The sequence below is a fragment of the Pseudonocardia ailaonensis genome (assembly GCF_039531635.1).
In the GTDB taxonomy this organism is placed as follows: Bacteria; Actinomycetota; Actinomycetes; order Mycobacteriales; family Pseudonocardiaceae; genus Pseudonocardia; species Pseudonocardia ailaonensis.
Map to the genome: position 1 here is coordinate 455,533 of NZ_BAAAQK010000025.1, position 22,764 is coordinate 478,296.

Consider the following 22,764-nt stretch of genomic DNA (forward strand, 5'->3'; position numbering starts at 1 on the left):
CTATCTATACGTTCGTATGAGACTTACGTATGAATCAGACGTCTGCGCTAGACATCCAGGAACCGGACGTCCTTGGCGTTGCGCGTGATGAACGAGCGCCGGGACTCCACGTCCTCGCCCATCAGCACGGAGAACAGCTCGTCCGCCGTGGCGGCGTCGTCCAGGGTGACGCGGGAGAGCATCCGGACGCTCGGGTCCATCGTGGTCTCCCACAGCTCCTTGGCGTTCATCTCGCCGAGGCCCTTGTAGCGCTGCACACCCTCTTCCTTCGGCAGCTTCTTGCCCGCCTCGCGGCCGGCGGCGATCAGCCCGTCCCGCTCCGCGTCCGAGTACGCGAACTCCGGCTCGGAGCCGCGACCGCCCCACTTGATCTTGTACAGCGGCGGGTTGGCCAGGAACACGTGCCCGGCCTCGACCAGCGGCCGCATGAAGCGGAACAGCAGGGTGAGCAGCAGCGTGCGGATGTGCTGGCCGTCGACGTCCGCGTCCGCCATCAGCACGATCTTGTGATAGCGCAGCTTGGCGAGGTCGAACTCGTCGTGGATGCCGGTGCCCAGCGCCGTGATGATGGACTGGACCTCGGTGTTCTTGAGGACGCGGTCGATCCGGGCCTTCTCGACGTTGATGATCTTGCCGCGGATGGGCAGGATCGCCTGGAACATCGAGTCCCGGCCGGACTTGGCCGAGCCGCCCGCGGAGTCGCCCTCCACGATGTAGACCTCGGACCGCGTCGGGTCCGTGGACCGGCAGTCCGCCAGCTTGCCGGGCAGGCCGCCGATGTCGCCGGCGCTCTTGCGGCGCACCAGCTCACGGGCCTTGCGGGCCGCGAGCCGGGCCTGGGCGCTCGACACCGCCTTGTTGACGATGATCCGGGCCTCGGTGGGGTTGCGCTCGAACCAGTCCGTGAGCCACTCGTTGCTGATCTTCTGGACGAACGACTTGACCTCGGTGTTGCCCAGCTTGGTCTTGGTCTGCCCCTCGAACTGGGGCTCCTTGACCTTGACGCTGACGATCGCGGCGAGACCCTCGCGGATGTCGTCGCCCGACAGGGCCGGGTCCTTCTCCTTGAGCAGCTTCTTGTCCCGCGCGTACTTGTTGACCGTGGTGGTCAGCGCGGAGCGGAAGCCCTCCTCGTGGGTGCCGCCCTCATGGGTGTTGATCGTGTTGGCGAAGGTGTAGACGGACTCGGAGTAGCCCGAGTTCCACTGCATCGCGACCTCGACGGCGTGCCCGGGGGCCTCGCCGGAGTACGACACCAGCTTCTTGTGGATGGGGTCCTTCGCCTTGTTCAGGAAGGCGACGAAGTCCTCCAGCCCGTTCGGGTAGCAGAAGACGCTCTCCTTGACCTTCGCCACGAAGCCCTCGGCGTCCGGCTCGGTGTCGTCGGAGGCCTCCTCGCCGGAGTGCCCGTTGCGCTCGTCCTTCAGGACGATGGTGAGCCCCTTGTTGAGGAACGCCATCTCCTGCAGCCGGCGGCGGATCGTCTCGATGTTGTAGACGGTGGTCTCGAAGATCCCCGGGTCCGCCCAGTAGACGATCGTGGTGCCGGTCTTCGTGGTGGGCTCGCCCTTGTGCAGCTCGCCGGGGACCGAGCGCGTGTAGTGCTGGCGCCAGACGAACCCGTCGGTGTGGATCTCGACGTCCAGCTCCGTGGACAGCGCGTTCACCACCGAGACGCCGACGCCGTGCAGGCCGCCGGAGACCGCGTAGGAGTCGCTGTCGAACTTGCCGCCGGCGTGCAGCATGGTCAGCACCATCTCGACCGCGGGCTTCTTCTCCACGGGGTGCATGCCGACCGGGATGCCGCGGCCGTCGTCGACGACCTTGATCCCGCCGTCGTCCTGCAGGGTCACCTCGACCTTGGTCGCGTACCCCGCCATCGCCTCGTCGACGGCGTTGTCCACGACCTCCCAGATGAGGTGGTGCAGACCCCGCTCACCGGTGGAGCCGATGTACATGCCGGGGCGCTTGCGGACGGCTTCCAGGCCCTCGAGGACCGTGATCGACGATGCGCTGTAGCCGCTCTTCTTCTCCGCCACGGGCTGCTGGTCTCCTCGCCACGAGAGCCGGCGCCCGGGTGCGGGAACCGGCAACAGGACCGGGACGGGTACGGGGCCCGACTCGGTACACCGTTGATTCTACCGGTCCGCTCCGACAGAAAGGCGGCTAGGACACGTCCAGAACCGTCACAGCCGCGCGATCGGGCTCCGAATCGGGTCCCGACGGCGGAAATGGGGGTCGAACGGCGCTGTCGCGGCGTCATGTGGCGCTCAGCGGGCCTCTGGCGGACGCGAACGGTCACCCGGGAGTGAACGGGCGGGAGTGAACGAGCGGCCCGTTCGCTCACTCGGCGCACCCTCCCGGCCCCCGGTGAGCGGCCCGTTCGCTCACTAGGTACGAGCGAGAGGGCCGTTCGCTCACCGCGGCCGGTGGCTCAGCCGTAGGTGTCACGGGGGCCACGGCCGCGGACGTGTCGGGGGCCGTGGCGCCAGCTGGGGCCCTGCGGTCCGGTCACCCGGATCCGGCGGACGACGTCGGGGCCGACCGCCGCGGCGAGCCGCTGCAGCAGCTGGCGCTGCAGGGTGCGCAGCTGCGTCGCCCAGGCCGTGGACTCCGCCTGCAGGATCAGCTCGCCGTCCCGCAGCGAGATCGGCGTGCAGTGGTCGGCGATGTCCGGGCCGACCAGGGTGTTCCAGCGACCCAGCACGTTCGCGTCCGTGAGCCGCGACGACCAGCCACGGTCCATCGCGACCCGCGACACCGTCTTGCCGAACGGCTGGGGGTCACGATTGTCCGGTCCGGGACCCGACCAGCGGCGCCGGCGGCCCCGCCCGAACCCCTTCGGCCGGGCACCGCGCTGCTCGGACGCCTGCTGCGCGCGCTTCTGCGCGGTGGCCTCGCGGGCCGCGGCGAGGGCGTCACGGGCGAGGTCCGACCCACGCTTCTCCCCCGTCCCCCCGTCCTCACGGCGAGCGGTCGGTTCCGCGGTGTCCCCAGGGGTGTGGACAGGCTTGTGGGCAGAATCCGGGGTCGGCGGTCGATCCGTCGCGTTCGGCGGTGTGCCGTGACGGGAGTCACCGGTGAAGCGTGGGTTATCCACAGTATCCACAACCTTGTCCCCAGAGGCGCCTCCTGCCGAGGCGCTCGTCATCTTGCGTTCCCCTGCACGTCAGGTGCCGTTCGGAGGCTCCACGGGCGCCGGACCGCGGACCGCCTGCCCGCCGCCCACCGCAAAACGGACACCCCGGAGCTCCGTCGGGACGTCCTCCTCGACCGCCGCCGTCACGATGACCTGTTCCGCCTCTGCGGCGACCGTGGACAACGCGCGGCGCCGTTGCGCGTCCAGCTCGGCGAAGACGTCGTCCAGGATGAGGACCGGCTCCACGTCGTCGGCCTTCAGCAGGCGGTAGGACGCGAGCCGCAGCGCCAACGCGATCGCCCACGACTCACCGTGGCTCGCGTAGCCCTTGGCCGGTCCCTCGCCGAGGCCGAGGACGAGATCGTCGCGGTGCGGGCCGACGAGGCACACCCCGCGCTCGATCTCCTGGCGGCGGACCTGGGCCAGCTCGTCGAGCAGCATGATCTCGAGGTTCGCGCGGTCCAGCTCGCCCGGGATCGAGCACTTGTACGCGAGGGTGAGCGGGTCCGAGCTCGGTGCCACCTCGGAGAACGCCTTCTCGGCGTGGGGTGCGATCCCGTCGACCAGCTCGAGCCGGCCGGCCAGCAGCGCGGCGCCGTGGCGGGCCAGGTGCCCGTCCCACACCTCGAGCGTCGAGAGATCGGCGTTGCGGTGGCGCGCGGTCTTGAGCAGCGCGGAGCGCTGGCGCAGCACCCGTTCGTAGTCGCTGCGCACGCCGGCGAACCGCGGGTACCGGGCGACCAGCAGCTCGTCCAGGAAACGGCGGCGCTCGCCAGGGTCGCCGCGGACCAGGGCGAGGTCCTCGGGCGCGAACAGCACGCTGCGGAGGATGCCGAGGATCTCGCGCGGCCGCGGCACCGGCGCGCGGTTCACCCGCGCCCGGTTGGCCTTGCCGGCGGTGATCTCGAGCTCGACGTTGAGCTCGCGGCTGTGGTGGATCACCTGCGCCCGGACGATGGCGCGCTCGGCGCCCCGCCGGATCAGCGGGGCGTCGTTGGCGACGCGGTGCGAGCCCAGGGTGGCGACGTACCCGATCGCCTCGACCAGGTTCGTCTTGCCCACGCCGTTGGACCCGACGAGGACCGTCACGCCCGGTTCGAGCTCGAGTTCGGCGCGTTCCCAGGAGCGGAAGTCCTCGACGGCCAGTCGCCGCAGGTGCATCTAGTGGGTCGAGCCCGACCCGGAGCTGGGGCCGGCGTGGTCGCCCGGGGCGCCCGCGGGACCGGCGGACTTCTTCACCGCGTGGCCGCCGAACTGGTTGCGCAGCGCCGCGACGGCCTTCATCGCCGGCGACTCGTCCTGCCGCGAGGCGAAGCGCGCGAACAGGGCGGCGGAGATCACCGGCAGCGGGACGGCGTGGGTGATGGCCTCTTCGATCGTCCAGCGGCCCTCGCCGGAGTCGTCGACGTAGCCCTCGAGCTCGGTGAGGTGCGGGTCCTCGTTGAGCGCGTTGACCAGCAGGTCGAGCAGCCAGGAACGGACGACCGTGCCTCGCGACCAGGCCTGGATCACCGCCGGCACGTTCTCCACCAGGGGCGCGGCCTCCATCAGCTCGAAGCCCTCGGCGTAGGCCTGCATCAGGCCGTACTCGATGCCGTTGTGCACCATCTTGGAGAAGTGGCCGGCGCCGACCGGGCCGGCGTGGGCGAAGCCCTCCTCGCGCGGGCCCTCGGGGCGCAGCGCGTCGAAGATCGGCATGGCGAGATCGATGTGCTCCTGCGCCCCGCCCGCCATCAGGCCGTAGCCGTTGTCCTTGCCCCAGATGCCGCCGGAGACGCCGCAGTCGACGTAGCCGATCCCCTTGGCGGACAAGAGTTCCGCGTTCGGGCCGTCGTCGGTGTAGCGGGAGTTGCCGCCGTCGATCACCAGGTCGCCGGGCTCGAGGATCTCGGCGAGCGAGCGCACCGTCGACCGGGTCGGGTCGCCCGAGGGCACCATCACCCAGACCACGCGGGGCGCCTCGAGCGCCGCGGCCAGCTCGGCCAGCGACGGCACGTCCGTGACCTCCGGGCGCGGGTCGAACCCGACGACCTCGTGGCCCGCGGCGCGGAGCCGGTCCCGCATGTTGCCGCCCATGCGGCCCAGGCCGATCAGTCCGAGTTGCACGTCCCGCTCCTCATGAGTCGATCGTGGGTACGGCGCCATCGTGCCGCATCCCGGCCGACCCCGATCGACGGGAGGGCGGAGCGATCAGCCGGGCAGCCGAACAGGCATCAACAGGTGGAGGTAGCCCGGGGTGGCGGGCGGCGCGTCGTCACCGTCGGCCGGCGGGACGACGGGCCGGACGAGCGCGGGCCGGTTCGGCGTGGTGAAGGTCAGCTGCGCCTTCTCGGTGTGCAGGGCGCCGAGCGAGTCCAGCAGGTACGCGGGGTTGAACGCGATGGTGAGCGCGCCGCCGTCGAGGATGCACGGGAGCTCCTCCTCGGCGCTGCCCACGTCCTCGCCGCCGGCGGCCAGGCGCAGCCCGTCCTCGCCGAACTCCATGCGGATCTGCGCGACCCGGTCCGCGACGAGCGACACGCGCTTGATCGCCTCGACGAGCGACTGGACGCCGATCTCCGCGGCCGTGGTGTGCTCGGCCGGGATCAGCTGGCGGAAACGGGGGAACTCGGCGTCGAGCAGCCGGGTGGTGGCGCGCCGGCCGCCGCCGGTCATGCCCAGCATGCCGTCGCCCGCGGAGAGCGCGATCTCGACGGATCCGGCGCCCGCCAGCGTCTTCGCGACGTCCGAGAGGGTCTTCGCCGGGATGAGCACGGCGGTCGACACGCCGGTGTCCTCCGGCTGCCAGTCGAGCTCGCGCACCGCGAGCCGGAACCGGTCCGTGGCGGCCAGGGTGAGCCGGCTGCCCTCGATCTCGAGCCGGACGCCGGTGAGCATCGGGAGCGTGTCGTCCCGGCCGGCGGCGACGGCGACCTGGGCCACCGCACCGGCGAGTTCCGCCGCGTCGACCGAGCCCGCCCGCTGCGGCATCGCCGGCAGCTGCGGATAGTCCTCGACCGGCATGATCGGCAGCGAGAAGCGGCTGTTGCCGCAGTTGATCGTGGCGCGCGCCCCGTCGACGACGAGATCGACCGGCTTGTTCGGCAGCGCGCGGGTGATGTCCGCCAACAGCCGGCCGGAGACGAGCACCTTGCCCGGATCCCCGATCGTCGCGTCGAGCTCGACGCGGGCCGAGGTCTCGTAGTCGAAGCCCGAGACGGTGAGCCGGTCGCCGCCCTCGGCCGAGGTGGCGTCGATCAGGACGCCGCCCAGGACCGGCACCGGAGGCCGCGCGGGCAGGCTGCGGGCCACCCAGGCGGCAGCGTCGGCGAGGACGTCGCGTTCGACCCGGAACTTCATGACGAGGAGGACCTTTCACCGGCGGCCACTGGGGTGTGACCGGAGGCGGGCACACGGTGCGCAGTCCCGGGGCTTCGGGAGGACGGCGGGCTCGGAGTCGGCCCGCCGGCTCCGGGGTGTCCGGGATCGGCCGACTCACCGTAGAGCCTCCCGCGCCCGGGTGTCACGTCGCCCGGTCCGTGCTTCCCGGCCGTCGGGCGGAGCGTCGCGACGGCCACGGTCGGGTGTCTGTCCACCCCCTTGTTTCTCTGTAGTTCTTCGAAGAAGAGAACTCCAGTAGCAGAGATAGGGCCTGTGGACAGTGTGGATTGCCGCTGTCGTCGCAGGTCGCACGGTGTGGCGTCCTGGGGAGGGAGCCTGCGGACGGAGCGGGGACGGAAGCCGGCGACGGTGGATGGACGCCGACGGCGCCGGGTTGTGCGAGCTCCGTCCCCGGCTCGGAGGCGAGTTGTCCACGGTTTCGGGGGCATCCGTCCACCGGTCTCGACGCAACAATCCACAGAGTTGTCCCCAGATGTGGGTGAAGCGTGGCCGTGCGTCCACGCTGTGCGACCGGTCGGCGTCCTCGCAACAACCCGGTGGCGACGGTCGGAACCCTCAGAAGTCCCGCCCTGCACACGAACTGCAACGGACAGTGACGAGCTGGGTCACGGGCGTCGAGCTGTCTGCGCTGGGTGGTGCGCCGAATGCCCATTACCGGACGACGAGTGGTCAGTGTGGGAGCGACACGCGGTGACTTTCGATCTCGACCGGAACGAGACCCTCGGCGCGCCTTGTGGTCGTTCCGGAGCGGGGAGTCGATCACTCGGAGCGGACCGGGAACGGCCGGGAGACGCGATCTGAGAGCCCGATCCGGGCGGGCCGCTGCTCCGTGTGGGTGTGGGGAGCGTGACGGGGATGGTCACGGAACGGCATCGGTCCTCCGCCGCGGTCCGCCGCCGGGATCAGCCGCCCCGCTTCGGCCGGCGGCGCGCCGTGATCGGAGATTCGGTGTTCTGACACGGGGCGGCCCTGCCTCAGAACACATGGACGTCGATGTACCCCTCGCAGGGGCCCGGTCTCGGCTGCTGACAGCGGTCCCCGGGCTGACGGCGGTTCCGCGGCTGATGCTGGGCCCGAGGCTGACGGCGGCGGCCGCGGTGGCGGTGACGGGCGCTGTGTGCGAGGTCCTGCCGTCAGCGAGACGGTCGCGTGAGCGAGGCGGACGGCGGACCGCCGGCAGGGTCTGCATTCTGACGAGCATCATCAGGGCTCGACCGGTGGTGAGGCAGTCGGCGGGGTGCGGCCACAGCCGGCCGTGATCGGGAGCCGCCGCCTTCCTTCTGCGCACATCCGGGGCGTGGGGTCCGCGGGTTCTGCCTCAACGCCGGCCCGGACACCAGTGCCCAGGCGCCGCGGACGAAGGCCCGGCGCACCCTGCTGCAGTCCGGATCTGATGCGACAGCGCGGGCAAGCGGACCTGAAGGTGGTGAAGCCGGCGGCTCGGCATGGGGCCGGAAGGACGCAGTGATCGGCGACTCGGTGCGCTCACGCAGCTCGATGCTGCCTGTCGACACAGAGCTGGCGATCAGAGAAGGCTCACCGGGTGCCACGCGGCGCCGTGCCTCCATGATCGGCGGAGCGGTGCACAGTGAGGAAGCGGTGCACAGGGAGCAGGGCGCCACTGCGCGGGAGCACTCAGACGACGATCTGACCTTCGCTGACCCCGGCGGCGACCGTCACGCGGTCATGATCGGCGAACCGGTGTGCACATGTATGTCTCCGATGCGTGCGGGCACACGGACGACGATCAGCCGGGGCCGCGTATCGGGGTGGGGCAGAGCGTCGCGACGACATCCGGGTGTGGATGCGCGGGGACACAGCCGCGCGGGGACACAGCCGCGGGCGCGGGTTCAGTGCCGTGCGCGCTGCTTGATGCGGGCCGTGAGCTCCTGCACCTGCTCGAAGGTCTTGCGGCGCAGGGAGATCTCGTTGCGGATCTTCTTGTCCGCGTGCATGACCGTGGTGTGGTCCCGGCCGCCGAAGATCTGGCCGATCCGCGGCAGGGAGAGGTCGGTGAGCTCGCGGCACAGGTACATGGCGATCTGACGGGCCTGCGCGAGCGCCTTCGTCTTCCCGGGCCCGCACATCTCGTCCATCGTGATGTCGAAGAACTCGGCCGTGGCGGCCATGATCGTCGGCGCGGTGATCTCCGAGGCGGCCGAGTCCGGGATGAGGTCGCGCAGCACGATCTCGGCGAGCTGGGTGTCGACCGGCTGCCGGTTGAGCGACGCGAACGCCGTCACGCGGATCAGCGCACCCTCGAGCTCGCGGATGTTGCGCTCGATGCGCTCGGCGATGAACTCCAGGACGTCCCCGGGGACCGCGAGCCGGTCCTGGGCCGCCTTCTTGCGGAGGATCGCGATCCGCGTCTCGAGCTCGGGCGGCTGGATGTCGGTGATGAGGCCCCACTCGAACCGTGTGCGCATCCGGTCCTCGAGGGTCTCGAGGCGCTTCGGCGGGCGGTCGGAGGAGACGACGATCTGCTTGTTCGCGTTGTGGAGGGTGTTGAAGGTGTGGAAGAACTCCTCCTGCGTCCCCTCCTTTCCTTCCAGGAACTGGATGTCGTCGACCAGGAGCACGTCGACGTCCCGGTAGCGGCGCTGGAAGGCGACCTTGCGGTCGTCGCGCAGGGAGTTGATGAAGTCGTTCGTGAACTCCTCGGTACTGACGTACCGCACGCGCATGCCGGGGAACAGCCGCTGCGCGTAGTGCCCGACCGCGTGGAGCAGGTGGGTCTTGCCGAGCCCGGACTCGCCCCAGATGAAGAGCGGGTTGTAGGCGCGGGCGGGCGCCTCGGCGACGGCGACCGCGGCCGCGTGGGAGAAGCGGTTCGACGCCCCGATGACGAAGGTGTCGAAGGTGTACTTCTCGTTCAGCCGCGTCTGCGATCGAGGGGCGACCGGATCGCCGGCCTTCGGGGCCGAGTAGGTGGGCCAGACCTCGGGCCGGGTCGAGTCGCCGTTGGGCGCGGGTTCGCCGGGAACGCCCGACCCGTTGGCGCCCGACCGGTTGGCGCCGGCCCAGCTGAAGCCGGAGTCGTTCGGCCCGAAGCCGGAGTCGTTCGGGCCGAAGTCGTTGCCGGGCAGGGCCGCGCCGTCGGTTCCGCCGGGGAGGGGCAGGCCGGCCCCGTCGAGGGGGAGGCCGGTGGGCGGGGTGGCCTCGCCGACGCCGTCCGCGCCGGGTGCGGGGAAGCCGCGCCCGGCGTCGGCGATCTCACCGAGCGAAGGCGCACCCACGCGGGCGGCGCGTGACGGCGGATCGGGGACGTCTGTCCCTCCGGAGGCCGCCGACGCGTCGACGACGACCGCCAGGTTGACGGTGACCCCGAGGTGTCGGCCGATGGCGTCGCTGATCGGGCGGCGCAGGATCCGCTCGATCGCGTCCTTGGCGAACTCGCTCGGCGCGGCGAGCAGCGCGGTGCCGTCGAGCAGGCCGAGCGGGCGGGTGAGCCGGAGGAAGGCGCGCTGCTGCGCGGAGAGCCCGGGCGAACCGGCATCCGTGGCCGGGCCGGCGAGGTCGGTGATGACGAGGTTCCAGACCTGGGCGAGATCGCGGGGTTGGTCGGCCACTCGGCTCCCTCTCCGCATGCCGCTGACCTGCAGGCCGGGCACGATCTCACTTGCTGGCTGTCGTCGACTCGCGCGGGCGCCCGGGTATCCCCAGACTTATCCACACATGTGCGTAGACCCTACGCAGGGGAGATCCGCGGGCCGACGACGGCCCGCTGGACGGGGTGCTGCGCTCGTGAGCGTGTCCCGATCCCCCCGGATGGGAACTGCGAAGGGCGCACGCTAACAACGACCGGCCCGCCGCCACAAGGTGCGCAGGTCGGGGGCGTGAAGGGGTTCGGCGTGTCGCCTGCGTGTCGGGCCCGGCCGGGCCCGAGGGTGACCGGTGGGTGACCCTCCGCGTACCGTTCCCGTGCAGGTCGGCGGCATGACGGGGGTGGTTTGACCCTCTCGGAACGGGCTGCGTACCCTTGACCCCAGGCGCGTCCCGGCGTCGGTACCGCTGTGTGCCGCGACTCGGGTCCGCGCACGATCCGAGCACCACCGAGCAGATTGCGACGGCGGCCGTGACCAGCGGCCGGCACCGTCCGGGAGATACCACCGTGAGCAAGCGCACCTTTCAGCCGAACAACCGCCGCCGGGCCAAGACGCACGGCTTCCGGCTGCGGATGCGCACGCGCGCCGGGCGCGCGATTCTCTCGGCGCGTCGCCGCAAGGGCCGCTCCGCGCTCTCGGCCTGATCACGCCGGCGTCGGAGTGTTGCCGGCCGGCGCCCGGCTGACGCGTCGGGCGGACTTCGCCACGACGATCCGTCGAGGGCGCCGCGCGGGCCGCAACCGGCTCGTCGTGCACCTTCACATAGCCGACCCCATGGCCGACCAGACCATCACCGACCCGGCCCCGCCCTCGGCGCGGGCCGGGTTCGTCGTGAGCAAGGCCGTGGGGAACGCCGTGGTCCGCCATCGCGTGGCGCGCCGTCTCCGCCATGTCGTGGCGGATCGGATCGAGGCGCTGCCGCCCGGTGCCCTCGTCGTCGTCCGGGCGCTGCCGCCGGCCGCCGAGGCGAGCTCGGCCGATCTCGGGGGCGACTTCGACTCGGCCCTCCGTTCGGCGCTCAAGAAGTCGCGTGCCGCGGAGCCGGCCCGATGAGCGCCACCTCGCTGCCCGCCCGTGCCCTGATCGGCGCGGTGCGCTTCTACCAGCGGTTCATCTCCCCCGCGCTGCCCCCGACCTGCCGGTTCTACCCGAGCTGCAGCGCGTACGCCCTCGAGGCCGTGCAGGTCCACGGCGCGGCGAAGGGCACCTGGCTGGCCGTACGCCGCCTCCTGCGCTGCCACCCGTGGCACCCTGGCGGGGTGGACCCGGTGCCCCCACGCACCCCGGCCCCGAACGCCGACCCACACGACGACAGCGCTGAGAAGCGCGAGGAGCAAGCGCCGTGCTGAACTTCATCTACTACCCCGTGTCTTTCATCATGTGGGTCTGGCACAAGGCGTTCGGCTTCGTCTTCGGCGAGAACGCGGGCATCTCCTGGGTGCTCGCCGTGATCTTCCTGGTCTTCACGCTGCGCGCCATCCTGTACAAGCCCTTCGTCGGGCAGGTCCGCTCCATGCGGAAGATGCAGGAGATGGCGCCGGAGATGCAGCGTCTCCGGAAGAAGTACGCCAACGACAAGCAGAAGCTCGCCCAGGAGATGCAGAAGCTCCAGTCGGAGAACGGGGCGAACCCGCTCGGCGGCTGTCTTCCGGTCCTGGTGCAGGTGCCGGTGTTCATCGGCCTGTTCCACGTGCTCCGCGAGTTCCAGCCCTACAAGACGGAGAACTACTTCTTCGGCGCGGCCGAGGTCCATTCCTTCAACGAGTCGTCGTTCTTCGGAGCCAAGCTCGGCGCCGCGGTCATCAACACCCAGTACTCGACCACGAGCCTCGCGGACCTGGGCGGCAACCTCACCAGCCAGCTGACCGTCATGATCCCGCTGATGATCATCGCGGGCATCCTGACGCACATCACCGCGCGGCACTCGGTCGCCCGGCAGGCCGCGAACCCGGCGACCGTGGCGAACTCGCAGACCGCGATCATGCAGAAGCTGATGCTCTACGTGTTCCCGATCGGCGTCGTCGTCGGTGGCCCCTTCCTGCCGCTCGCGGTGCTCTTCTACTGGGTCTCGAACAACCTGTGGACGCTCGGCCAGCAGTACCTCGTCTACAAGAAGATCGACGCCGAAGAGGCCGAGAAGAAGCAGCAGGCCACGGCCCAGCGGAACTCGCTCGCCCCGAAGCCCGGCCAGAAGCCGCAGCGCAACGGTGTCTCCCCCAACGGGTCCGCCGCGGACGAGGACGACGACGTGGTGGACGCGGACACCACCCCCGCCCCGAAGCCCGGTGCCAAGCCCGTCAACAAGCCCAAGCCGGGTGCCAAGCCCGTGTCCGGCAAGCCTGCGAACCGGCCCGCCTCCCAGGGCGGAAGACCGGCGGGCGGCGGCGGCAACCGCACCCAGGCCCGCAAGGGCAAGAAGCGCCGATAGGCGCCACAGACCTTCGAGCGGGTTCGCCCGCTCACGTCGTCCGCGCCGCCTCCGGGTGGTGCGGACGAGCGCAACGCCGAGAGGAGATACACGTGCCCAAGACCGCGGAGGGCGGGTCCGGCGAGGACCAGCTGATCCAGGAGGGCGACATCGCCGGGGACTACCTCGAGCGACTGCTCGACATCCTCGACTACGACGGTGACATCGACCTCGACGTCGAGGCAGGCCGCGCCATCGTCAGCATCGACGGCGGCGAGGACCTCGCAAAGCTGGTGGGAGACAAGGGCGCCGGGCTGGAGTCGCTGCAGGAGCTGACCCGGCTGGCGGTGCAGCAGTCCTCGGGCAACCGCAGCCGGCTGATGCTCGACATCGCGGGCTGGCGACAGGGTCGCCGGGACGAGCTCACCGAGCTCGGTACCCGTACCGCCGAGGAGGTCAAGGAGTCGGGCGAGTCGGTCCGGCTCCGTCCGATGACCCCCTTCGAGCGCAAGGTCGTCCACGACGCGGTCGCCGCGGTCAAGGGCGTCTCGAGCGAGAGCGAGGGCGAGGAGCCCCGCCGGCAGGTCGTCGTCATTCGGGACAAGTAGTCGCCCACGGCCGACGCGCCCGCGCCCTCCGCGTCCTCTTCGGACCGGAGGGCGCTGCCGTGTTCGGCCCCTCCTCTCTCCTGGACGGTTTCACGTGGAACATTCCCCCGCTGCGGCCGAGAAGGTCTTCGGTGAGCGTCTCGAGCTGGCCGAGCGATACGTGCGACACCTGGCGACGTCCGGTGTCGAGCGCGGGCTGATCGGACCGCGGGAGACGGATCGGCTCTGGGACCGGCACGTCCTGAACTGTGCCGTCGTCGCGGAACTCGTGCCGGACGGCGCGAATGTGGTGGATGTCGGGTCGGGTGCCGGTCTTCCCGGGATACCGTTGGCGCTGGCCCGACCGGACCTGCGGATCGTGCTCGTCGAGCCGCTGGCCCGCCGGGTCGACTGGCTGCAGGAGATCCTCGACGATCTCGGCCTGTCGCTCACGGTCGAGCGTGGTCGGGCCGAGGAGAATGCCATCAAGCGCCGATGGGAGGGGGCCGACGTGGTGACAGCTCGCGCCGTCGCGCCGCTGGCCCGCCTCGCGGGCTGGTCGTTGCCCCTGCTGCGGGACGGCGGGCGCCTGCTGGCCGTCAAGGGTGCGTCGGCCGCGGAGGAGATCGAGCGCGACGCCGCGGAGGTCCACCGCCTCGGCGGCGGCGCCCCGAGCATCGAGCGATGCGGAGACGGGATCGTCGATCCTCTGAGCACCGTCATCTCCGTCGAGCGGGAGACGCGGCCGACTGGTCGCTCCCGGAAGAAGCGTTCCACGTGAAACATCGTCAGGAAGGTCCCCCTCGATGAGCATCGGCTGGACCCCTATCGCCGAGGAGGCGGAGCGCGCCGCCCGCCTCCGCCATCCCGATCGCCACTCGATGCCACGCCCGACCCGGCGCCGGATCATCGGGGTCGCGAACCAGAAGGGCGGCGTCGGCAAGACCACCAGCACGGTGAACGTGGCCGCGGCCCTCGCCATGCACGGCGTCCGCGTGCTGGTCGTCGATCTCGACCCCCAGGGCAACGCCAGCACCGCCCTCGGCGTCGAGCACCGGGCCGGCACGCCGTCGATCTACGAGGCCCTGCTGGGCGAGATCAGTCTGGTCGAGGCCGCCGCGCACAGCACCGCGTCGGAGAATCTTCTGTGTGTCCCGGCGACGATCGACCTCGCCGGCGCCGAGATCGAGCTCGTCAGCATGGTGGCCCGTGAGTCGCGGCTGCGACAGGCACTCTCGGACCGGGTGCTCGACGAGCTGAACGTCGACTACGTGTTCATCGACTGCCCGCCTTCGCTCGGGCTCCTCACCGTCAACGCCCTCGTGGCCGCGGCCGAGGTGCTGATCCCGATCCAGTGCGAGTACTACGCCCTCGAGGGCCTCGGGCAGCTGCTCAGCAACATCGATCTCGTTCGCTCGCACCTCAACACGGCGCTGCACGTCTCCACGATCCTGCTGACCATGTACGACGGCCGCACGAAGCTCGCCGACCAGGTGACATCCGAAGTGCGTCAGCATTTTGCGGAAACGGTCCTCAGAACGGTCATTCCGCGTAGCGTGAAGGTCTCCGAGGCCCCGGGATACAGCCAGACCGTCCTGGCGTACGACCCCGGCTCGCGCGGCGCGATGAGCTACGTCGACGCCGCCCGGGAGATCGCGGAGTACGGCGCTCGCACGGACGACGCGGACGCCGGCGGGTCGAAGTAGCGTCCGGGCTCGAGAGGGGACGAGATGGCAGAGCGCAGGGGTGGACTGGGCCGCGGCCTGGCCGCGCTGATCCCGACGTCGGCGGATCCGAACACGCCGACGAGGGGGCCGATGGCGGGCACTCCCTCCGACCTGCGCCCGATCGTCTACCCGGTGGCCGGTGCCGCCGACCGCCCGGAGCCGACACCGGCCGGCGCGGTCTACCGCGAGATCCCGCTGACGGCGATCCGCCCGAACCGGAAGCAGCCCCGCACGCAGTTCGACGAGGAACACCTCGCCGAGCTCGAGCACTCCATCCGTGAGTTCGGGCTGCTGCAGCCGATCGTCGTCCGGGAGACGTTCCCGGAGACCTACGAGATCGTCATGGGCGAGCGCCGGTGGCGGGCGGCGCAGCGCGCGGATCTGGAGGTCGTGCCGGCGATCGTGCGCCGCACGGACGACGACGCCATGCTGCGGGACGCGCTGCTCGAGAACATCCATCGCGTGCAGCTGAACCCTCTCGAGGAGGCAGCCGCGTACGAGCAGCTGCTCGACGAGTTCGGCGTGACGCAGACGGAGCTGGCCGACCGCATCGGCCGGAGCCGGCCGGTGGTCACCAACATGATCCGGCTCCTGAAACTGCCGGTGCCGGTCCAGCGGCGGGTCGCGGCAGGCGTGCTCTCCGCCGGCCACGCCCGTGCCCTGCTCGGCCTCGACGACATCGAGGCGCAGGAAGAGCTCGCGGCGCGGATCGTGGCGGAGGGGCTGTCGGTGCGGGCGACCGAAGAGGCCGTGATGCTGGCGCGGAACGAGCGCCGCCCGGGGAAGGCGCGCAAGGCCCGTGGGCGTCCGGAGCCGACGGTCGGGATGACCGCCCTCGCAGACCGGCTCGCCGATCGCTTCGACACGACGGTCAAGGTCGAGATGGGCGCGCGGAAGGGCCGGCTGGTGGTGGAGTTCGGGTCGGCCGACGACCTGGAGCGGATCGCCGGCCTGATCGAGCGGGCCTGACGCACTCCCTCCGGTAGGCCCGCCCGTGCGTTCCATGTGGACGGTCTTCGCCGACGACTGTCTCCGTGGGCCTCTGGGCGGGCAGCTGTCGGAGGCGTGGTGATGTGCGCCGGATACTGGCCGGGCGACTCTGTGGGGCGGCCGACCGCCGCCCCGGCACCTGCCCACTGACGGAGAACGACCCCCGTTCCGCCACCACGGATGCTGGCGTCGAGCCGATGCCTCGTCCGTGGTCTGCTCCGGAGCCGTGTGCGGATCGGAGGCGCCGACACCAGCGGGCCCGGACGCCATCCGCCCCGGCAAACGTTCGACCGTGCTGATGCCTCCGCGTTTCACGTGAAACACCGCGTGCTTCAGCGAAGGAGAAGGGCGCCCGGGCGAGGCAGGCTGCGCGACCCGCTCGATCCCATGGCCACTGAGGCGCTGTCGCACCCTCGGTCCGGCCGACGGGGTCGGCCTACCGGCGCCTGAGCGGCGGGCCGGGGATCCGCTACGCCCGCGCGACCGCCCGCTCGACGAGGGCAGTGAAGACGGTGCCCAGGTCGCTTCCTTCGGCGGCGACCGCCGTCGGCAGCAGGGAGGTGTCCGTGAGGCCCGGTGAGACGTTCACTTCGAGGATCTGGACGCGTCCGTCGGCATCGACGACTGCGTCCATGCGGGAGAGGTCCCGGAGGCCGAGAAGAGCGTGTGCCTCTAGGGCGGTGGTACGAAGCAGCGCGAGGGTCTCCTCCGGCAGGCGGGCCGGGCAGGTGAAGGTGGCGGCGCCCTGGGTGTAGCGGGCGCTGTAGTCGTAGACGCCGCCCGGGGCGTCGACCTCGACCGGTGCCAAGGCGCGCGGCTCGTCGCGGTCGTGCACGACCGACACGGCGACCTCGGTGCCCGAGACGAAGCGTTCGGCGAGGACGGTGTCGGCGTAGGCCAGGCAGCTGACCATCGCCGACGGCAGCTCGGCGGCGGAGCGGACGACCTGGGCGCCGAGGGCTGAGCCGCCCTGGTCGGGCTTCAGCATGAGCGGTAGCCCCAGGCGCTCGACCATCGCGTCGAGGACCGCCTGGGCGCCGAGCTCGCGGAACGTGGCGTGCGGGAGGGCCACCCAGTCCGGCGTGTTCAGACCCGCGCGCGCCAGCTCGGCCTTGGCCGTGGGCTTGTCCCAGGCCCGCCGGCACGCGCTCGCTGCGGTACCGACGAAGGGGATGCCGAGAAGCTCCAGGACGGCCTGGATCGCGCCGTTCTCCCCCTCTCCCCCGTGGAGAGCGACGATTGCGGCGTCGGGCTTCTCGGAGCGCAGGCGGTCGAGGAGGGCGCCGTCGGCATCCCACTCCCGGACGTCGTGGCCCGCGCCGCGGAGGGCACCCGCCAGGCGCCGTCCGGATCGCAGGGACACCTCGCGCTCGTGGGAGAGTCCACCCGCCAGTACGGCCACGATTCGATCGCTCACGCGGGCATTCTGCGCCATCGACGCGAGGCGAGCTGCAGCGGTGTTCCACGTGAAACAACGCGATCCCCGATGCGTCCGAGGCTGTGCCGCCCGTGAGGAACAGGACAGGCGGTCGAGGTTCGCGCCACGGGGACGAGTCGGTGGCTCGCCCTCGGAGTCCGAGCGGAGGCCGGGCAGCTGCCTGGCGGCGACGAGCAGGGTGTCGCCGCTCGCGCAGGTCGACCACGCGGCGTCGGGGCAACTTCGGCTCCCGGGGCAACGACCCACCCTGTTCTGCGACGGTGAGCGGCAGAGCGCCGAGCGCACCCAGCTGACCTACCCCGCGGCGGCCATGCGGTACACGGAGTGCCGGCTGACCCCGCTCGCGGCGTCGAGGACCGCGTGAGAACTGGCTGAGCCGGCTCAGCCTCCATCCACACTCACGTCAGGTCCACATGTCTCCGGTCGGCCAGGACGACATCGTGGCCGGCGGCCGCGGCGACGACTTGTCGAGTGCCTCCGAACGAGTGCGAGCGAGGCGCGGCCGGGTGGAACGGTGCGGTCGCCTCTCCGGTTCGAGTCCTGGGAAGGTCGTCGGCACGCCGATCGTCCGACATTCGCGGGCCGGGCGGGCGCGAGGACTGGCGGGCCGGGCGGGCGCGAGGACTGGATCAGGACGGCGGGCTCGCTCGGACTCCGTTCCACGTGAAACACCCGACGGGCCTGCGAGCGGTCCCGGTGAGGAAGGGCCAGTGCCGATTCCGACGCGCGACGGCGCTACCAACAGGCCCGCTGTTCCACGTGAAACACACCTTGCCGGCCCCGCAGGCGGCCTCCTGCCGGCCCCAGCTGATGCCGATGCGCAGCTGTCCCAAACGGCGAGCCCTGCCGTGAGAGAAGGCGTCCGCCGAGGGTGCTGACGATCGAGGACAGCCGCATGGCCACGGGCCCGACCGGTAGGCAGCGCACCCGGCCGGCGGCTCGACATCGCGGATGGTCATCGAGTCGGGCAAATGCTCGTCGCACCGCGCGCTGAGTCCTGCACCAGCCGCAGGGCGACGACGTACCCCACCGCGACGGGCAGCGACTCGACGAGCCCCGCCCGTCGCGAAGGACGGATCAGGCTGTGTCAGGCGCCGGGGTGTGCGCTCCCCGACGGAGCTCGGGCGCCGTGCCCGGCAGGCCGAAGGTCCGGCGGACCTCCAGCTCCGTCTCGATGACCGCCGCGAGCCGGCGGACGCCTTCGGTGATGCGTTCCGGCGTCGGGTAGCAGTACGAGAGGCGGAGCTGGCGGCTGCCGTAGCCGTCGGCGTAGAAGCCCGTACCGGAGGCGTAGGCGACCCGTGCGGTGACCGCACGCGGCAGCATCGCTTTGGCGTCGATGCCGTCCGGGAGGGTGACCCAGACGTAGAAGCCGCCGTCCGGGACCGTCCAGGTGCAGCCCTCCGGGAGGTAGGCCTCCAGTGCGGACAGCATCGCGTCCCGGCGCTCCCGGTACTGCTCGGTGAAGGTCTTCACCTGGGCCCGCCAGTCGTGCTTCTCCAGGTACCGGGACACGATCATCTGCGTGAAGCTGGGCGGGCAGAGGGTGGCCGACTCGGCGGCCAGGACCAGGCGGTCCCGCACCGCCGGCGGGACCAGCGCCCAGCCGACGCGCAGGCCCGAGGCGAAGGTCTTGGAGAACGAGCCGAGGTACACCACGTCCCGGTCGAGCGAGCGCAGCGCCGGGTACCGGGTGCTGCTGAACCCGAGCAGGCCGTAGGGGTTGTCCTCGACCACGCCGACGCCGTACTCCGCGCAGAGGTCGAGGATTCGCTGCCGCCGCTCGATCGCGAGAGTGACGCCGGCGGGGTTGTGGAAGTTCGGGATCGTGTAGAGGAACTTCGGGGTGATCCCCTGGGCGGCGAGAGTGCGCAGGGCCTCCTCGAGCAGCTCGGGGACGAGCCCCTCCGCATCCATCGCGACGTGGACCACGCGCGCCTGGTAGGCCGCGAAGCTGCCCAGCGCCCCGACGTACGACGGGCCCTCGGCGAGCACCACGTCGCCCGGGTCGCAGTACAGCCGGGTGACGAGATCGAGCGCCATCTGGGAGCCGACGGTCACGACGACGTCGTTCGGGTCGCCCTCGATCCCCTCCTCGCGCATGACCTCGCAGATCTGCTCGCGCAGCGACGGGACGCCCTGGGCGGAGCCGTACTGCAGGGCGACCTGGCCCTCACGGGCGACCAGATCGGCGATCTCCGCGGAGAGGGTGTCGAGCGGGAGGGCCGCCAGGTTCGGCATGCCGCCCGCCAGGGAGACGACCTCGGGCCGGCTCGCCACCGCGAACAGTGCCCGGATCTCGGAGGCGACCATCCCGGACGTGCGCGCCGCGAACCGCTCCGTGGGCGGGACGGGCACCGCTGCCGCCGCTGCCGCCCCGGTCCGCTCGACGGCGTCGGGGCGGTGCGGGGACGGCGGGATCGTCACGAGGGATCCTCCTGGTCGATGCCGGACGGTCACGCGGGCGCGAAGTCCGGGGCTGAGAATGACAGCTGAGTGTAACCAGGAAGGGTGTACCTCCTGCCCTTCGGCGAGGCTGGGGAACCGGTCGTCGTCGTCGGGGTGTCGGATTCGGGGGTTCTCGACCTACCATCGGACCGTCTTCGTGATCACGCGGGGGCCCACGACCACGCGGAACCCAGTGTGGACCGCCGGAGGTAGCACGTTGTCCTGGCACGTCGCGGCGGTCAATCTCGACAACCTCGGGGATCTCCCGAAGCGTTGTCGCTCCTGCGTCTTCTGGGAGCTCGCGCCGCACCTGGCGAAGCAGGCCGAGGACTTCGGCACGACGGAGCTCGAGAAAGAGGCCTGGGTCTCCGAGATCCTGCTCGAGTGGGGCTCCTGCGGGAAGATCGTCTACATGGGCGGGGCGCCCGCCGGCTACGTGATGTACGCACCGCCGTCGGCCGTCCCCCGCGCCACCGAGATGCCCACGGGCCCGGTGAGTGCAGACGCGGTCCTGCTGACCACCCTCCAGGTGATGCCGGAGTTCGCCGGCGAAGGGCTGGGGCGGATGCTCGCCCAGGCTGTGGTGAAGGACCTGACCCGCCGCGGCGTGAAGGCGATCGAGGCGTTCGGCGAGGCGAAGCCCGGCAGCGAGCCCGGCTGCGTCGTCCCCGCGGACTTCCTGCGCAGCGTCGGCTTCAAGACGGTCCGGCCGCACCCGCGGTGGCCCCGGCTGCGGATGGAGCTCCGCTCGGGGATCACGTGGAAGGAGGACGTCGAGCATGCGCTCGAGCAACTCCTCGGGACGATCACCATCCCGATGCAGGCCGCGGCCCCGGTGGGGCAGCCCGCACCCCGCGTCCCGGCTCCCGCCGGTGCGGTCGTACGCGCGATCTGAGGGCGCGCTGTGCGGCCCGCTGAGGGCCCGAATGACAAGCCTGTGAGTCAGGGGCCCGGGTGAGGGGAATATGCCGTTCCCGGGCCTGAGATCCCCGCTGAGGGGATCAGATGGCCTGAGTCTGGTTCCGGCCGATCTCGTGGGCCAGGACGTCCGAGAACGTGAAGGTGCCCGTCGGCTGGTCGTTCTGGCCGAGCAGGTACAGCCTCTTCACGGCGACGAGGATCCCCTCGGCCACCACGTCCCGGAACGCCGGGTCGGTCAGCTTCTGCCGATCGCCCAGGTGCGTGAGGTAGCCGATCTCCACCCGGACCGTGGGCATCCGGGTCAGCCGGAGCAGCTCCCAGGTCCGACCCTGGCTCCCGCAGTCCAGCATCGCGGTGCGGGTGAGCAGCTCGCGCTGGATCAGCCCGGCGAGCGCCTCCCCCACCGTCGAGGTGGCTCCGGAGCCGTTGCCGAAGTGGAAGGTCGCGAGGCCCTGCGCGTACATGCTGCGGTTCGCGTCAGTGTGAAGAGAAAGGACGAGATCGGCGTTCGCCTCGTTCGCGAACGCGGCCCGCTCGGCCTCGCCGGGGCAGGTGTCCTCGCGGCGGGAGAGCAGCGCCTCCATACCGGTGGCCGACATGCGCCCGACGAGTCTGCGGCCGAGATCCCACACGAGGTCGGCCTCGCACACTCCCGACGCCTGGACACCGCGGTCCAGCCCGCCGTGCCCGGGGTCGACGACGATCCGCTTGCCGCGCATCCGCGGCCCGGCCCGGCGGAGCAGCTCCTGCTCGCGCAGCAGGCCCGGTCGGCCGCCCGTGACCTTGCGGCCGAGCTGGCGCAGCGCGCGCAGCGTGGCGGGCCCGCAGACGCCGTCCGAGGCCATGCCGTAGTCGCCCTGAAAGGCCCGCAGCGCCTGCTCCGTGCGGTCGTCGAACACACCGGAGGGGCGACCCGGGTCGTAGCCCAGCTCGAGGAGCCGGGTCTGCAGCTGGCCGACGTCGTCCCCACTCATCGGCGCGGACACCAGGAGCGCCAGCATGCGGTCCCCGAGGGTCCAGCCGGCCTCGCGCAGCGCGCGGTAGGTGTCCGGGCCGACGATGCCGTCCGTGATGAGGCCGCGCCGCTGCTGGAAGGCCTGCACACCCTGCTCGACATCCAGGTCGAACTGGTCCTCGGCACCCGGGGCGCCGGCCGTCAGGAGGCCGAACCCTCGCAGCATGGTCCTGATCTCGACGACCGCAGTTCCACGGTCACCGCGGCGGAGCAGCTGCATGCACCCCTCGCTCGAAGCTCGTCACTGGCCCGGTCGTACCGGGTCCCGGCCGCCGACCATTGTGCCCTGCGCGGCCCCCGACGGAGGACAGCGGGGCGTACACGGGCGTGTCCCGGCCGTCAGCGGCCGGGACACGCGGCGAGCGGTGGGGAGGCCCGCCCGGCGGATCGGCGGGCGTGCCCGGGGATCGCCGAGAGGCCGTATCCCCTCCGGCCGGGGGCCGTGTCGCCCTCGGGCCGGGGGGCCGGATCCCCACAGGTGGCGACGATTCAGCAAGCGCCGCCGGGAGGGGACGGATCAGGCCAGGTAGTCGGACAGGTCCGACAGCAGTGCCGCCTTCGGCTTGGCGCCGACGATGGTCTTCACCGGCTGGCCGTTCTTGAACAGGATCATGGTCGGGATCGACATGACCTGGTACTGCTGGGCGGTCTTGCCGTTGGCGTCGATGTCCAGCTTGGCGACGGTCAGCGAGTCCTTGTGCTCCCCGGCGATCTCGTCGAGCACCGGCGCGACCATCTTGCACGGCCCGCACCAGGTCGCCCAGAAGTCGACCAGGACGGTCTTGTCGCTGTTGAGGACGTCCGCCTCGAACGAGGCGTCGGTGACGTCCACGGTGTTGTTGCCCATCGCGTACTCCTTGGTGAGGTGGGTGGGGATCAGTGCACGGAGGCCGCGACGTTCGCGGCGTCGGTTCCGTAGCCGCCGCCGGCGAGCTCCGGGGTGACCGGCTGCTCGGCCAGCCAGCGTTCGGCGTCGATCGCGGCGGAACATCCCGAACCGGCCGCGGTGATGGCCTGCCGGTAGGTGTGGTCCACGAGGTCTCCACAGGCGAACACGCCCGGGACATCGGTGTAGGTGGTGGGGGCCTGCGTCTTGACGTAGCCCG

At 71.3% G+C, this 22,764-nt stretch carries 20 protein-coding genes and 1 pseudogene; 10 read left to right on the forward strand and 11 right to left on the reverse strand.

The features are described 5' to 3' along the window. Positions 1-47: 47 nt before the first annotated feature. The 6 genes from gyrB to dnaA form a co-directional block, all read right to left on the reverse strand. Positions 48-2,039: a DNA topoisomerase (ATP-hydrolyzing) subunit B gene (gene gyrB, locus ABD324_RS31430; protein ID WP_344425437.1), complete on the reverse strand. Its 1,992-nt coding sequence runs from the start codon at positions 2,037-2,039 to the stop codon at positions 48-50. A gap of 395 nt (positions 2,040-2,434) precedes the next feature. Then, positions 2,435-3,100: a DciA family protein gene (locus tag ABD324_RS31435; protein ID WP_344425440.1), complete on the reverse strand. Its 666-nt coding sequence runs from the start codon at positions 3,098-3,100 to the stop codon at positions 2,435-2,437. A 69-nt stretch (positions 3,101-3,169) separates the two neighbouring features. Beyond that, a complete protein-coding gene (recF, locus tag ABD324_RS31440) occupies positions 3,170-4,300 on the reverse strand; it encodes a DNA replication/repair protein RecF (protein WP_344425442.1) in 1,131 nt (376 codons plus the stop codon). Then, a complete protein-coding gene (gene gnd / locus ABD324_RS31445; RefSeq protein WP_344425445.1) occupies positions 4,301-5,284 on the reverse strand; it encodes a phosphogluconate dehydrogenase (NAD(+)-dependent, decarboxylating) in 984 nt (327 codons plus the stop codon). It abuts the gene before it with no gap. A 45-nt stretch (positions 5,285-5,329) separates the two neighbouring features. Then, a complete protein-coding gene (gene dnaN / locus ABD324_RS31450) occupies positions 5,330-6,478 on the reverse strand; it encodes a DNA polymerase III subunit beta (RefSeq protein WP_344425448.1) in 1,149 nt (382 codons plus the stop codon). A 1,892-nt stretch (positions 6,479-8,370) separates the two neighbouring features. Then, complete coding sequence (gene dnaA / locus ABD324_RS31455) at positions 8,371-10,089, reverse strand: chromosomal replication initiator protein DnaA (RefSeq protein WP_344425451.1); 1,719 nt, start codon at positions 10,087-10,089, stop codon at positions 8,371-8,373. Between the two features lie 542 nt (positions 10,090-10,631). Between dnaA and rpmH the strand changes: the two genes are divergently transcribed. The 8 genes from rpmH (at position 10,632) to ABD324_RS31495 (ending at position 15,815) form a co-directional block, all read left to right on the forward strand. Further along, the gene (gene rpmH, locus ABD324_RS31460; RefSeq protein WP_344425454.1) at positions 10,632-10,769 is read left to right on the forward strand and encodes a 50S ribosomal protein L34; all 138 of its coding nucleotides are present in this window, start codon (positions 10,632-10,634) and stop codon (positions 10,767-10,769) included. Between the two features lie 16 nt (positions 10,770-10,785). After that, positions 10,786-11,178: a ribonuclease P protein component gene (rnpA, locus tag ABD324_RS31465; RefSeq protein WP_344425457.1), complete on the forward strand. Its 393-nt coding sequence runs from the start codon at positions 10,786-10,788 to the stop codon at positions 11,176-11,178. After that, positions 11,175-11,474: a membrane protein insertion efficiency factor YidD gene (gene yidD, locus ABD324_RS31470; RefSeq protein ID WP_344425460.1), complete on the forward strand. Its 300-nt coding sequence runs from the start codon at positions 11,175-11,177 to the stop codon at positions 11,472-11,474. Before rnpA ends, yidD begins: the two co-directional genes overlap by 4 nt. Then, entirely contained in the window at positions 11,468-12,553 is a 1,086-nt protein-coding gene (gene yidC / locus ABD324_RS31475) for a membrane protein insertase YidC (RefSeq protein ID WP_344425462.1), read from the forward strand. The genes yidD and yidC overlap by 7 nt, the downstream gene beginning before the upstream one ends. A gap of 92 nt (positions 12,554-12,645) precedes the next feature. Then, on the forward strand, positions 12,646-13,140 hold the full coding sequence (locus tag ABD324_RS31480) for a Jag family protein (RefSeq protein ID WP_344425465.1): 495 nt from the start codon (positions 12,646-12,648) through the stop codon (positions 13,138-13,140). Between the two features lie 94 nt (positions 13,141-13,234). Continuing rightward, a complete protein-coding gene (rsmG, locus tag ABD324_RS31485) occupies positions 13,235-13,900 on the forward strand; it encodes a 16S rRNA (guanine(527)-N(7))-methyltransferase RsmG (RefSeq protein WP_344425468.1) in 666 nt (221 codons plus the stop codon). Positions 13,901-13,925: 25 nt separating this feature from the next. Next, on the forward strand, positions 13,926-14,825 hold the full coding sequence (locus tag ABD324_RS31490; protein ID WP_344425471.1) for a ParA family protein: 900 nt from the start codon (positions 13,926-13,928) through the stop codon (positions 14,823-14,825). A 24-nt stretch (positions 14,826-14,849) separates the two neighbouring features. Next, a complete protein-coding gene (locus ABD324_RS31495) occupies positions 14,850-15,815 on the forward strand; it encodes a ParB/RepB/Spo0J family partition protein (protein WP_344425473.1) in 966 nt (321 codons plus the stop codon). A gap of 490 nt (positions 15,816-16,305) precedes the next feature. Here ABD324_RS31495 and ABD324_RS31500 read toward each other — a convergent pair whose 3' ends face one another. Then, positions 16,306-17,253, reverse strand: a complete 948-nt coding sequence (locus ABD324_RS31500) for a D-alanine--D-alanine ligase family protein (protein WP_344425476.1) — start codon at positions 17,251-17,253, stop codon at positions 16,306-16,308. Positions 17,254-17,452: 199 nt separating this feature from the next. Between ABD324_RS31500 and ABD324_RS31505 the strand changes: the two genes are divergently transcribed. Continuing rightward, positions 17,453-17,638, forward strand: a complete 186-nt coding sequence (locus tag ABD324_RS31505) for a hypothetical protein (protein WP_344425478.1) — start codon at positions 17,453-17,455, stop codon at positions 17,636-17,638. Positions 17,639-18,351: 713 nt separating this feature from the next. Here ABD324_RS31505 and ABD324_RS31510 read toward each other — a convergent pair. Next, entirely contained in the window at positions 18,352-19,632 is a 1,281-nt protein-coding gene (locus tag ABD324_RS31510; RefSeq protein WP_344425533.1) for an aminotransferase-like domain-containing protein, read from the reverse strand. A gap of 307 nt (positions 19,633-19,939) precedes the next feature. On the opposite strand from ABD324_RS31510, the gene ABD324_RS31515 reads away from it, so the two are divergent. Beyond that, on the forward strand, positions 19,940-20,617 hold the full coding sequence (locus ABD324_RS31515; RefSeq protein ID WP_344425481.1) for a GNAT family N-acetyltransferase: 678 nt from the start codon (positions 19,940-19,942) through the stop codon (positions 20,615-20,617). Positions 20,618-20,723: 106 nt separating this feature from the next. Here ABD324_RS31515 and ABD324_RS31520 read toward each other — a convergent pair whose 3' ends face one another. The 3 genes and pseudogenes from ABD324_RS31520 to ABD324_RS31530 form a co-directional block, all read right to left on the reverse strand. Further along, on the reverse strand, positions 20,724-21,878 hold the full coding sequence (locus ABD324_RS31520; protein ID WP_344425484.1) for an N-acetylmuramoyl-L-alanine amidase: 1,155 nt from the start codon (positions 21,876-21,878) through the stop codon (positions 20,724-20,726). A 297-nt stretch (positions 21,879-22,175) separates the two neighbouring features. Then, positions 22,176-22,505, reverse strand: a complete 330-nt coding sequence (gene trxA / locus ABD324_RS31525; RefSeq protein WP_344425487.1) for a thioredoxin — start codon at positions 22,503-22,505, stop codon at positions 22,176-22,178. 29 nt (positions 22,506-22,534) lie between these two features. Continuing rightward, positions 22,535-22,764 (reverse strand): annotated as a pseudogene (locus ABD324_RS31530) (thioredoxin-disulfide reductase); the annotation flags it as partial.

What these genes read in the sequence shown, in the direction of transcription:
- recF (WP_344425442.1), bottom strand. Translation starts at nt 4,300, where the DNA reads ATGCACCTGCGGCGACTGGCCGTCGAGGACTTCCGCTCCTGGGAACGC.
- gnd (WP_344425445.1), bottom strand. Translation starts at nt 5,284, where the DNA reads ATGGCGCCGTACCCACGATCGACTCATGAGGAGCGGGACGTGCAACTC.
- dnaN (WP_344425448.1), bottom strand. Translation starts at nt 6,478, where the DNA reads ATGAAGTTCCGGGTCGAACGCGACGTCCTCGCCGACGCTGCCGCCTGG.
- yidD (WP_344425460.1), top strand. Translation starts at nt 11,175, where the DNA reads ATGAGCGCCACCTCGCTGCCCGCCCGTGCCCTGATCGGCGCGGTGCGC.
- ABD324_RS31490 (WP_344425471.1), top strand. Translation starts at nt 13,926, where the DNA reads ATGAGCATCGGCTGGACCCCTATCGCCGAGGAGGCGGAGCGCGCCGCC.
- ABD324_RS31495 (WP_344425473.1), top strand. Translation starts at nt 14,850, where the DNA reads ATGGCAGAGCGCAGGGGTGGACTGGGCCGCGGCCTGGCCGCGCTGATC.
- ABD324_RS31520 (WP_344425484.1), bottom strand. Translation starts at nt 21,878, where the DNA reads ATGCAGCTGCTCCGCCGCGGTGACCGTGGAACTGCGGTCGTCGAGATC.
- trxA (WP_344425487.1), bottom strand. Translation starts at nt 22,505, where the DNA reads ATGGGCAACAACACCGTGGACGTCACCGACGCCTCGTTCGAGGCGGAC.